The organism is Flavobacterium sp. WG21 (assembly GCF_000335775.1).
GTDB lineage: Bacteria > Bacteroidota > Bacteroidia > Flavobacteriales > Flavobacteriaceae > Flavobacterium > Flavobacterium tructae.
In genome coordinates, this window is the sequence record NZ_AMYW01000018.1 from 91,322 (window position 1) to 103,759 (window position 12,438).

The following is a 12,438-nucleotide window of genomic DNA, read 5'->3' on the forward strand; positions in this document are numbered from 1 at the left end:
TATTAGTTACATTTTATCATTAAACTTTTTGTAGCACTTGAATTTCTGGCAGATTCTACACTATCAAAAATTCTAAAATTTACATCTCGACCCATTCTCGCGGATAATTTTTCTTGAAGTTTATCAAGACCTAAAGCTTTCGCTCTTTCAGGATTATCTAGATCTAAAGGAAAAGATCTTCCAGATCCAGGTTTTGACAATCCTAATTGTTCAGCCTTTTTCAACAATTCAGGATTGACAATGGCAACGTCAAAATCACTTGTCCTACCTACATCAAAAAGCTCGCCTGTTTTAAAGCTACGTCCAGTGACAGAGCTTCCTTGTAATAAAATAGGTGATCCACTTCCATGTCCCCCCTTTGCTATTCCTGACTGTACTTCTGTAGCAAACTGTTTTAATTGTCCGTAACTTTTAAAACCAAAGGGAATCTCAAGTCCGAACAAATCAATTTGAGAATTACTATCAAATGTATATGCATAAAAATTAGGGTTATTCCCAGCGAGTCTAATTGGATCCTGAGAAATATATCCTCCAAATTCAGGAGAATAATAACGATATCTATTATAGTATAACCCTGTCTCTATATCCTCATATTGTCCTAACTGCCTAAAAGGCACAAAATTCCTATCACCTTTTACATTGCGTAAATCTCCATAAATATCATAATCAGTCTCCCAAACGAGCTCACCTACTTCTGAATAAGCTTGAATAGGACGACCTATATAATCGTTGATAATCGAGAACTTTTCTTCTCCAACAATTTTGGCACTTGGTACAAAGCTTCCTTCTTGATATATCCAAGTTAAGAGGTTCTCAACAGGTTCCGGTTTGTTATAGACCAAGTCATCCTCGGTAGCAACTAATTTAGGACGATCTTTTAAATCGTATTTCCATTCGTGAATAAGAACGTTTCCATCCCAAACATAACGATTTATTTTTTGGTTTGCAATTTTTGCAGTACGTCTGCCCAGGGCATCGTACTCAAATTGTATTGTTTTTCCATCAGGGTTGGTGATGCTCTCGAGCATGCCGTTAGCCAGCCAGCTGTAGGTGGTGTCGCCGTCCTGCCACTGCTTATGTTCTTGCTGTAATCTGGTTTCTTCGGTTCTGTTGCCCGCCAGTTTATCGATCCAGTTGGTTGGTTCTTCGAATTTTAGTTCTTCGTTGATGTTTCTGGAACTTTTGTGTATCAGATTACCCAGTTCATCGTACTTGTAATGGTACTTTTCATCTTTCAATAATTTTCCACCTTTACCATACTTACGATCGCTGCGATCCGGAGTTTTGTAAAGATTTCCTACTGCATCCGGGGTTTTGTACAGCTGTTCTTTACCATTATAATCGGCTTTGGCCAGATTACCAAAGTCATCATAATCAAAATAGGCGATATTGGAAGTCATTTGATTTATGGCACTGCGCAATTGCTGGTTGGTATCCCAGTTGTAAAAGCGTGATCCGGTGCGTTTGTCATTGGCAAATACTTCCCGTTCTTTTTGTTTTCCGCTATTGTTGTAACTGGTTTTAATGTGGAGTCCACCTGTGGTAAAGCGTTCTATTTCTCTTCCCAGTTCGTCGCGTTTCAGGGTAGTTTCCCACTTCTGGTGCTGTTCTTTGAGTTCGTTGCTTTGTGCCTCGATGCGTTCCAACTGTCCTTTTGAGTCGTAGTGTGTACTGATCTCTGCTCCTAAACTAGTGTTTATATGGGTGCGTTGTCCCAGTTTGTTGTAAATGGAAGTAAGGGTAATGGCATTATCATTTTTGTCGAGCTGTTGTTGCTGGGTTTCCTTTATGATACGCCCCATTTCATCACGTTCCAAAAGGATACTTACGTTTTGATTTACGGCCTCTGTTAAAAGTCCGTTTTTGTTGTAGCTGTAGGTTTCCCAGGTACCGTCATGATAGTCGGCTCTGGTGATGCGTCCCAGTGCATCCTGCTCGTATTCAGTAAATCTGCCGTTGCCATGGTCTATTCTGGTCACTTCACCTGCGAGATTGCGCTGGTATTTTTTGACCATACCATCAAAGGCAGTTTCTTTGATTATTTGTCCGGCTTTGTTGCGGCTAAAATAGTAGACTTCGTTGTCTTCGTTTTTGATGGCTTGCAACTGTTCCGTCTTGTCGTAATCAAAACGCACTTTTACACCATTTTGCTCGCGTGTGGCAAGGCTTCCCATTGGGGTATAACTGAACTTAATGTTGTTTTTATTATCTTTTAAAGCTATTATCTCGTCATAATTGTTATACGTGAACTGTATGACATTACTGTCTTTTTCAACAATTTGTCTTACCCGGTCTAATGCATCGTAACTAAAATAATCAGCCATCTGCATTGGGGTGTAGATCGCTTGTACGCGCCCGCGATGGTCGTACTCCCATGATTTTAGTTTTTGGTTGTTCTCACGCCATTCTATCAGGTTGAATTGATCGTCATAAATCAGTTCTAGTTTGTTGTTGTTTTTGGCCACTGTCGCCAATAGTCCATTATCGTGATAACTAAAGTGAGTAGTGGTTTTATCGGGAGCAATAATCGTTTTGAGCTGATCTTCTCTATCTTCTTTGTACAGATAAACCGTTTTATTCCCTTCAGGATCTATGGCAATCGATGGACGATTCTCCTCATCATAAATCATGATTTCTTCGGTACCATCCGGATAAACAGTGCCAGTTTTGTTACCTCTGTCATCGTAGTTAAAGCCCAGAATGCGTCCTTCGGGATCAATCTCGCGATGGAGTTCCATAAACTCCGTATAATCATAATAGGTACTGTTACCCATTGGGTCTTTCACTTGTGTGATGAGCTGGCTTGGCTCGTAATAATAGGTGGTTACGGCCAGATTAGAGTCTGTTATCAGATTGTAACCTTTCTCAGGATGGTATTCCATCCAGCCTTCCTGCCAGCCGCCGTCACCCCAGGTGTGGATACAGCGGTTTTGAGGATCGTATTCCCAATAAAAAGCTTGTCCGTTACGGTCAGTTTTTTTGACCATTAAATGATTTTCATATTCAATGGCAGTTGTTTTTTGCAGTGCATCAATAATAGCACTTATGTTACCTTGCTTATCGTACTCGTAGGCTACTAAAAGTTCGTCCTGTTCCGGTCCAACAAGCTCCAGCTTTTGAATAAATCCATCCTTAGTGCTTACTTTGATTTCTCTGCCTGCAGCATCGATGATTTTTTTCAGATGATTGGCTGTAAATTCAAAAACGACGCTAAGTCCATTAGCATTACTAATTTTGGTAAGTTGGTATTTTTTACCATCAAAAAGGGTAAACTCATAAAAAAGCTTGCTTTGATGATCGTAAGCCTGATAACCATCCTGAGTTTTTTTGAGGGTAGTTTTTTCTTCGCGTAAGTAAAACTCTTCTTCAGGCATCAGGATAGGAAAAGCAACAAGTCGTCCGTCATCCATACGAAGCCCTAAGGCATCGTCTTCAGGGTACAATTCTACTGCTCTGTCGTATACACAATGTACTCCATGACCGAGCCATCCTACATATTTGGAATCTGAATACCAGCTGCGTTTCCAATTTAGAGGAACCGGGCTGGTCAAATCAAAATCACTGCCTTCATAAATCACCACGCCATTGATCACATTTACGGGGTCGTTAACACATTTTCGGAGCCCATCTTTAAGCCCTTTAGGACCTTTTGATCCCTTAAGGTTAATCTTTTTAACAAGACCTCTAACTTTTTTCATTAGAGTACTAAAGCCAATACTAGCTAGTAAACCTGTAAGAACCCCACCCCAATCGGGAGGATAGGGTCCACCAACCATAACAGGTTTCCCCGTTGGGATAGGCAATGAAAAGGAGGTCGGGGCAAAAAGAGTTGGGGCAAACGGCAGCATTTTCTTACCTATTTTGGTTTTCCCTAAAGACATCGAGAGCGGAATCCCAATATCATTACAGGTCATTAGCATATGTCCTTTGGGGCTCATTCGGGTACCGTCTGAGAATACAGTTTTAGAAGCAAAAAAGTTCATGCTTTCATGGCCTATGATAGGTGTCATAAGCCAGGGCGGTGTAAAAAGAGGAATGTGCATCAGTGGAATTATAATACCGCTGGTGTCTGAGTTTCCACGTTTAAATCCATTTACATGCACCGTGGCACCTAAAAACGGAATATAATCAAATGGATCAATGACAATGCCTATATAAGGATGAAAAGGGTTAAAAGGGGGCAGGGTAGTAAAATGGATGTCTATCCCCACTACAATGGTTAAATGGTTATCGGTTAATAGCATGTTTAGTAGGTGTCGCTTAATTATTGGGTGCTTCTATTATATTGGAGGCTTATTTATTTGCTATCCAATGTCATTACTAAAAGAATGATATAGCTATAGCTTTTTGTAAATACATTACGTTCACTATATTTCTTGTAGGAAGAAGAAGAATATCGAAATACAGTTATGAACGAAAATACAACAGTATTTTGGATACACAAACTAATTTGTAAGATTTATTATAAAGAAAAGACTCTAATTTGTTAGTTTAAGGAATTAGAAAAAAAGCATAAAAAAATCCCATTTCATACGAAATGGGATTTCTGTGACCCTTACTGAACAATTTACAAACCATTTTATGAATGATTTAAAGAAATTGGCTTATTTTGAGGTTATTTTGTAAGATAATTAATCTGATATCTAAATAGGAGATGGTTTGTATGTAATGTAGGGGTTAAACGTTAAAAAAAATAAAACATTTTAATACACATACATTTTTAAAGTTATTAAGTCGTAACATTCTTTTGTGAAATTCTTGAATTCGTAAACGGCATTTAAAAAAGTTACGGATTTAAAAATATGCCCTTATCATTATCTGCAATTTTCGTTTGCATATGCAAATATTAATGTTCCTCATATTACAAGCAAATTACTTTCTGACTCGTTTTTTATAATTAAAATTTCAACAACAACAGAGATTATGTTATAATTTCAGTTGATTAGGTTACTTCTGCTTTGCATTTAAGACGGAACTTTGTATCATCAAAAAGAGATATTATGAACACATTGAAATTATTAATTATTGTTACTGGGATTAATATGTATGACGATGGACAATTGCCAACTGGTCTATGGCTCAGTGAACTTACCCATATCTATGATAAAGCTAAAGAGCAAGGGTTTGAAATTACCATAGCAAGTCCAAACGGTGGAGATACACCGATTGATCCTGAAAGTTTAAGACCTTTAGTTTTGGATAAAGTATCTAAAGGATATTGGAATAATATTCAATTTAGAGAAGAATTAAAGCACACCAAAAGTTTAAAAGAAGTATCAAAACAAGAATTTGATTGTGTTTATTTAGCAGGTGGACATGGGACTATGTATGATTTTCCAAATGATACTATTCTACAAAAAATCATTAAAGATCATTATGAGAACAATAAAAAAGTGGCTGCGATTTGTCACGGTGTAGGCGGATTGTTGAATGTTAAACTTTCCAATGGCGATTATTTGATAAAAGACAAAAAGATAACTGGATTTAATTGGTTTGAAGAAAGTCTTGCCGGACGAAAAAAGAAAGTTCCATTTAATCTTGAAGCAGCATTAAAGGAAAGAAACTCCGATTATAAAAAAGCTTTCATTCCTATGACTTCAAAAGTAGTTGTTGACAGTAATTTAATTACTGGTCAAAATCCTTTTAGCTCTAAAGAAATGGCAAGAGTAGTAATGAAAGAACTTGAAAAAATTAAAACAAACTCAGATACTAAATAAAACTATAACACAGTGAAAAAAATAAAAATCATATTTTTTGTAGTAGCCCTAGGAGCAATTCTACTTTTTATACCAGGCTTCTTTCTAAGCAGTGCCATCATTAATACAGCATCAGCAAATTCAAATCTGAAAGCAATAAACAACGATTCAATAGCTAAAAACGATACCATTATTGAATTGGCAGGTCATCAACTACCTGTTTTAAAGGGCGGTATGTTTGACAGATTCCATTCCAACTCACCCCTTTCCGTAGTCGCAGAGGAAAGACCTGATATAGATTTAAGCTGGTTCAAAACCCTTCACAAAGAAAAAAAAGATGTTGGCTTTATCACATATTCACCAAACTTTTATTACAGCAATAGTAGTATTACTGCTATTTATACAGCAGATATGAGCAAAATAAAAGAGCTACTTCCTGCGGAAGTAAACGAATTGGTCAAACCGATTTCTTATACACCCGGTAGAGGATTGATCGCTATTACTTCCTATGCTTACCATTTTTGTGATAATGATTCATACAATGAACTCTCTATCTCTATTGTAACCACTAAACCAAATAAAAGTAATTGGGGACTAATTTCTTTAATGGGTGAAGTGAATGATAAAAGTTTATGGGGCTATGTATTAAAATTACCTGTTAATACTGAATTAGCAAGAGTTCGTGGAAAAGTTGGATATAATTTACCGAAATGGTTAATCCCCATTGATTATAACACTGATGGAAACAATGTAACTTTCACTTATTATGATGAAAAAGGAAATTTGGATTTTTCAATGACAGGTAAAAAATTAGAAGTTACCAATTCAACACCTGAAGTTATCCGTTCAAATTTTATCAATCTAAATAGTAAAGGTCAGTTAACACACGGTTACAGTGATGTAAGAGGACTAAAAAAAGCATCAAGTAAAAAAGCAGAAGATATTCAATTGAATCTTTCAGATGGCCCGATATCAGTATTTATAAAATCTTTGAGCTTAAAAAAATTAGTTCGTTACGATTACCAACCTGAATTTCAAGCAGCGTTACACACACCCGAATTAGTGACCGAAAGCAACAGATAATTCAACTCATTTTAAAAATTAAGGAAATGGAATTCGCTAAAATATTTCTATCCCAGAAGGAGTTTTTCAACACTCATCAAACAAAAGATGTGGCGTTTAGAAAGGAAACTTTACTAAAGTTGAAAGATATTTTGAGAGGAAACGAACAACGCCTATATGAAGCAATTTATAAAGATTTTCGTAAAGGTTCTTTCGATACTTTTTTAACCGAACTCAATTTAGTTTATAAAGAAATCAATTATTTTATAAAGAACTTAGATAAGCTTACTAAACCCAAAAAAGTAAATACGGCTTTGAGTTTACAACCCGGACACAGTCGTATTTATGCAGATCCTTTGGGTGTAACGTTGGTGATTGGCGCGTGGAACTATCCTTATCAATTAACATTAGTTCCGATGGTGACTGCCATTGCAGCAGGTAATACTTGTGTTGTAAAACCAAGTGAACTTCCCGAAAATACAATGCACCTTTTGGCAGAATTAATCAACACCAATTTTCCTTCTCATTATTTATATGTAGCTGAAGGTAGAATACCTGAAACTACAGAATTATTGAAATTACGTTGGGATAAAATTTTCTTTACAGGAAGCCCGAAAGTAGGACAGATTGTATATGAAGCAGCAGCAAAAAATCTTGTTCCGGTTACTTTGGAATTAGGTGGAAAATCGCCTGCAATTGTAACCAAAACAGCCAATTTAGAAGTAGCCGCAAAACGTATAGTTTGGGGTAAATTTTTAAACGGTGGTCAAACATGTATTGCACCGGATTATTTATTGGTCGAAGAATCAATTAAAGACAAATTTCTAAAATTGTTAAAAGATAAGATTGCAGAAATTGACTATAGTGATGGTGCAGAACACTATACAAGCATTATCAACAAAAGGAATTATGATAGGATATTAGGTTTGATTAATCCTGATAAAATATTTTACGGAGGAAAACACAATGAGGAAACGCTTTACATAGAACCTACAGTTTTAGCCAATGTGACGCATGATGATACTGTAATGCAGGAAGAAATTTTTGGTCCTGTTTTACCTGTGCTTTCATTTAAAAATTACGATGAAGCTCTTGAAAAAATCATTGACGGAGAAAAACCTTTGGCAGCCTATCTTTTTACAAATAATGATGATGAGAAAGATAAACTACTAAACAGAGTTTCCTTTGGTGGTGGTTGCATCAATGATACATTGATGCAGATTACAAGTGATTATCTTCCTTTTGGCGGGGTTGGAAATTCCGGGATTGGTCATTATCACGGTGAATTCGGATTTTTGACATTCTCACATCAAAAATCAGTAATAGAGAAAACAACTTGGGGCGAACCCGATTGGAAATATCCGCCTTATTCAGATAAAAAAATGAAGTGGCTAAAAAGGGTAATGTAACAGAGATAATGTTACAACAACCCATAACAGAGTTACGTCTATCACTATGATAATACTGAACTTTGCAGTAGAATTTAAAACTAAAAAATGCAGGTAATATTAGGAGCCAATGGTCAAATTGGCGAAGAATTAGCAAGAGAATTGAAGAGAAATTATACTTCAGAGATAAGAATCGTAAGCAGAGAAGCAAAGAAAGTTAATGATACAGATATAGTATTTTCTGCTGATTTATCTAATAAAAAAAGTGCTATTGAAGCTGTAAAAGAAAGTGAGATTGCTTATTTTACTTTAGGGCTTCCTATTAGTTCTGCCTTATGGGAAAAACAATTTCCTCTCATTCTGCGAAATGTCATTGATGCCTGTAAAATCAACGGAACAAAATTGGTTTTTTTTGACAATACTTATATGTACCCGCAGGATGGTCGTTTGCTCACTGAAGAAACCCTTTTCGATCCAGTTGGAAGAAAAGGAAAAGTAAGAAGAGAAATGGCTGAAATGGTTTTGAAAGAAATAGAATCAGGTGAACTCGAAGCGGTTATTTGTCGTGCACCAGAATTTTATGGACCTGGTAAAACACAGAGTATAACCAACACTTTGATTTTTAATAGTATAAAAGAAAATAAAAAATTGAAGGTGCCTTTGAGAGATGATAAATTGAGAAGTTTAATTTGGACACCAGATGCAAGTAGGGCAACAGCTTTAATTGGTAATACACCTGATGCTTTCGGTCAAACTTGGCATTTGCCGATTGATGATAACATGTTAAATTATAATCAGTTTATCAATCTGGCATCAAAAATTTATGGGAAAAAATTGCAATATTCAGTTGTACCAAAATTTGTTTTTAAAATTGGCGCAAAATTTAATGAAAGAGTGAAAGAATTGCAGGAATTACTTCCAAGATATAAATATGATAATTTATTCGACGATTCAAAGTTTAAAAAGCGTTTTCCTGATTTTCAGGTGACAACATATAAACAAGGTATCGAACAAATTAAGAATGAACAATTATTAAAATAAAAAATTGTAACTTAGTGATGTATAAGTCAGAATTTCAACAAATGAAAACTCCTTCAAAAGTTTCATCAATAAGTGCATTACATCAATTTTTAGGATTAAAAAGCCCTTCTAATCCGTTGATCAGTGTATTTAATTTTGATGATGTAAAGTTGGAGCCTGAAACAATTTTAAGCACAATAACAACTGATTTTTATGTGGTTGCTCTTAAAAAAGAGTGTGCAGGAGGCAAATGTAAATATGGCCAGCAATATTATGATTTTGATGAGGGCATAATGTACTTTATAGCTCCGCATCAAGTATTGCAGTTTGAAGATGTTCTTCTTAATGGTGTTAAAGGATTTGTTGCGGTAATACATCCCGATTTTTTGCAGGGATACAACTTGGCTGCCATAGTTAGAGACTATGGCTACTTTTCATATTCAACCAGTGAAGCTTTATTTCTATCTGAAAAGGAAGAAAAATCGATAATGGACATAATTGAAAATATCAGTAGTGAGATTGATGCCAACATGGATTCATTTACTCAGGATTTATTAGTGTCTAATATCGATTTGCTTCTGAAGTATTGCAATCGTTTTTACAACCGTCAGTTTTTGACAAGAAAAAAAGCCAATAACGATTTACTTAGTAAATTGGAAAATGTACTTGATGGTTATTTCAAAAATGACAAATTGGAGAAAGATGGCATTCCTACGGTTCAATATGTTGCTAACGAATTACACCTAAGTCCTAATTATTTAAGCGATATGTTAAGAGTTCACACAGGACAAACAACTCAACAGCATATTCAGAATAGAATTATCGAAAAATCAAAAGAACTGCTCTCTACCACTTCTTTGTCAGTTTCTGAAATTGCTTATCATTTAGGTTTTGAACACCCGCAGTCTTTTCACCGCTTGTTTAAAAACAGAACCTCTATTTCGCCTTTAGAGTTCAGACAATCATTTAATTAATGCTATTTAAAATAACGATGAATTTAACTGAAATATTAAATTTTAGACGTTCCGTTCGGGTTTATGATAAAGAAAAACCTATTGATGAAGAAAAGGTAAAAGAATGCTTAGAATTGGCAACTTTGGCTCCAAATAGTTCCAATATGCAATTATGGGAGTTTCATCATATAACAAAACCAGAATTATTAAAACAAGTATCTAAGGCTTGTCTAGACCAAACTGCAACTTCAACAGCTTCACAAATTGTAATTTTTGTAACCAGAAGAGATTTATTTCGAAAGAGAGCGAAATTTGTTTTAGATTTTGAAAAAGGGAATATTCGCCGGAATAGCCCGCAAGAACGTCAAGAGAAAAGAATTAAGGATCGTGAATTATACTATGGTAAAATAATGCCTTTACTCTATTCGCGTTTTTTTGGGTTACTTGGAATTTTCAGGATAATTTTAACAAAGATTATTGGATTATTCAGGACTATTACAAGAGAAGTCTCTGAGAATGATATGAGAGTAGTTGTTCATAAATCATGTGCTTTGGCAGCTCAAACTTTTATGATTGCAATGGCTAACGAAGGGTATGATACCTGTCCTTTAGAAGGTTTTGACAGTAAAGTTTTAAAGGGCATTTTAAAATTGCCTCAAAGTGCCGAAATTAATATGGTAGTTTCATGTGGAATTAGAAAAGAAAATGAAGGCATCTGGGGAGAAAGATACAGAGTTCCTTTTGAAGAAGTATATATAAGAAATTAATTTTCATATATATATTTCAACCAGAGATTTGGTTACACACTTAATTGATTCAGTTACACAATCTTGCCAATTTATCAGGAAATTTGTTAGTGATAAGTTTCATCAAAATCTAAGTCAAGAATAAAAATTACTTAGAGCACTTTGTTTAAAAATATTAATCATTAAAATTTACTTTTATGGCACAACCAATTCCAGCAGAAAAAGACCCTCAAATCCTCTTACAAATTAGAGATTTTTTAAATGCTCTAAATAACAGTGGTGGCAGACCATTGGAAACAATGACGCCTCAAGACGCAAGACAAGTACTGATAGATGCTCAAAAGTCAGTAGAATTTGATTATTCAGATATTGTTGAATCCGAAAGAGAAATTACACAAGATGGTTATACAGTAAATATTCATATTGTAAAACCTGCCGATGCAGTTTCTGAAAAACTACCAGTATTTATGTTTACACATGGTGGTGGATGGATATTAGGGGATTATCCTACCCACAGGAGATTGGTACGGGACTTAGTCGTAAATAGTGGGGCAGCAGCAGTTTTTACAGACTATACACCATCGCCTGAAGCTAAATATCCAACCGCTATTAATCAAATTTATGCGGCTACAAAATGGGTTTCAGAAAATGGAGACCAGATAGGAGTAGATGGTAAAAATATGGCGGCCGCCGGAAACAGCGTTGGCGGAAATATGACTGCTGTACTTTGTCTTATGGCAAAAGATAAAGGTGGCCCTGAAATAAAATTCCAATTACTTTTATGGCCAGTAACAGATGCTGATTTTACACGTGAATCTTGGCAAAAATATGCTGAAGGCAGATTCTTAACAGCAAGCTTAATGAAATGGATGTGGGATAACTATACTACAGATTTAGAGCAAAGAAAAGAATACTATGCTACCCCGTTCAGTGCTTCAATTGAAAAATTGAAAGGATTGCCACCTGCATTAGTACAATTAGCCGAGAATGATATTCTTTTTGATGAAGGATTAGCTTATGCCCGTAAGTTAGATGAGGCTGGTGTTCCTACAACAATTCAAACCTTTAACGGATTTATCCATGATTATGGTTTGTTAAACCCATTAGATCATATTGATGCGGTTAAATTTTCATCTGAACAAGCTGCCTTGGGCTTAAAAAAGGCTTTATTTAGTTAGTAAAACTTAAAAATGTGTAGAGGTCAGCTCATAGTTGCTGGCCTCTTTTTTTTATGATTAGTCGGATATTTTCCTCAATACTTCTCTTCTTCAATTTCCACAAACTTAAATTATTGTTAATATAGAGATAATGGATTTGTTGCAAATATAGTGTTTACAATGTTTTACTGGTGGTTTGTGTCCAGTGGAGTTAACTTGATAGGATTTACAAATCTCTCATTTTTAGATGTAAAAGATGGTTAAATAGTGTAGAGAAGACATAAAAAAAAGCTAAAACTTTCGTTTTAACTTTTTTTTAAGAAGTGACCTCGACTGGATTCAAACCAGTAACCTTCTGAGCCGTAATCAGATGCGCTATTCAGTTGCGCCACGAGGCCTTTTTGTTTTTTCAATTG

Annotated in this window: 8 protein-coding genes and 1 tRNA gene; 7 read left to right on the top strand and 2 right to left on the bottom strand. The window is 35.4% G+C overall.

Going from position 1 to position 12,438, the window contains the following annotated elements:
- Window positions 1-2 precede the first annotated feature (2 nt).
- On the bottom strand, window positions 3-4,244 hold the full coding sequence (locus tag C245_RS0113950; protein ID WP_017497221.1) for a DUF6531 domain-containing protein: 4,242 nt from the start codon (window positions 4,242-4,244) through the stop codon (window positions 3-5).
- Window positions 4,245-5,000: 756 nt separating this feature from the next.
- On the opposite strand from C245_RS0113950, the gene C245_RS0113955 reads away from it, so the two are divergent.
- The 7 genes from C245_RS0113955 (at window position 5,001) to C245_RS0113985 (ending at window position 12,043) form a co-directional block, all read left to right on the top strand.
- Complete coding sequence (locus C245_RS0113955; protein ID WP_017497222.1) at window positions 5,001-5,717, top strand: type 1 glutamine amidotransferase domain-containing protein; 717 nt, start codon at window positions 5,001-5,003, stop codon at window positions 5,715-5,717.
- Window positions 5,718-5,729: 12 nt separating this feature from the next.
- Window positions 5,730-6,779, top strand: coding sequence for a hypothetical protein (locus tag C245_RS0113960; protein WP_017497223.1), 1,050 nt, complete (start codon window positions 5,730-5,732; stop codon window positions 6,777-6,779).
- A gap of 26 nt (window positions 6,780-6,805) precedes the next feature.
- Window positions 6,806-8,167, top strand: coding sequence for an aldehyde dehydrogenase (locus C245_RS0113965; RefSeq protein WP_017497224.1), 1,362 nt, complete (start codon window positions 6,806-6,808; stop codon window positions 8,165-8,167).
- Window positions 8,168-8,254: 87 nt separating this feature from the next.
- Window positions 8,255-9,187, top strand: coding sequence for an NAD-dependent epimerase/dehydratase family protein (locus C245_RS0113970; protein WP_017497225.1), 933 nt, complete (start codon window positions 8,255-8,257; stop codon window positions 9,185-9,187).
- Between the two features lie 41 nt (window positions 9,188-9,228).
- Window positions 9,229-10,140: an AraC family transcriptional regulator gene (locus C245_RS0113975; protein WP_017497226.1), complete on the top strand. Its 912-nt coding sequence runs from the start codon at window positions 9,229-9,231 to the stop codon at window positions 10,138-10,140.
- Window positions 10,141-10,157: 17 nt separating this feature from the next.
- Window positions 10,158-10,886, top strand: a complete 729-nt coding sequence (locus C245_RS0113980; RefSeq protein WP_017497227.1) for a nitroreductase family protein — start codon at window positions 10,158-10,160, stop codon at window positions 10,884-10,886.
- Window positions 10,887-11,062: 176 nt separating this feature from the next.
- Window positions 11,063-12,043 carry an alpha/beta hydrolase gene (locus C245_RS0113985; protein ID WP_017497228.1) on the top strand — a complete coding sequence of 327 codons (981 nt, stop codon included), beginning with the start codon at window positions 11,063-11,065 and terminating at the stop codon, window positions 12,041-12,043.
- Between the two features lie 303 nt (window positions 12,044-12,346).
- Here the strand turns inward: C245_RS0113985 and C245_RS0113990 are convergent.
- A tRNA-Arg gene (locus C245_RS0113990) sits at window positions 12,347-12,420 on the bottom strand.
- Window positions 12,421-12,438: the final 18 nt, after the last annotated feature.

Bases quoted from the DNA above. Each gene is read 5' to 3' on its own strand.
- C245_RS0113950 (WP_017497221.1), bottom strand. From the start codon at position 4,244: ATGCTATTAACCGATAACCATTTAACCATTGTAGTGGGGATAGACATC.
- C245_RS0113955 (WP_017497222.1), top strand. From the start codon at position 5,001: ATGAACACATTGAAATTATTAATTATTGTTACTGGGATTAATATGTAT.
- C245_RS0113965 (WP_017497224.1), top strand. From the start codon at position 6,806: ATGGAATTCGCTAAAATATTTCTATCCCAGAAGGAGTTTTTCAACACT.
- C245_RS0113970 (WP_017497225.1), top strand. From the start codon at position 8,255: ATGCAGGTAATATTAGGAGCCAATGGTCAAATTGGCGAAGAATTAGCA.
- C245_RS0113975 (WP_017497226.1), top strand. From the start codon at position 9,229: ATGAAAACTCCTTCAAAAGTTTCATCAATAAGTGCATTACATCAATTT.
- C245_RS0113980 (WP_017497227.1), top strand. From the start codon at position 10,158: ATGAATTTAACTGAAATATTAAATTTTAGACGTTCCGTTCGGGTTTAT.
- C245_RS0113985 (WP_017497228.1), top strand. From the start codon at position 11,063: ATGGCACAACCAATTCCAGCAGAAAAAGACCCTCAAATCCTCTTACAA.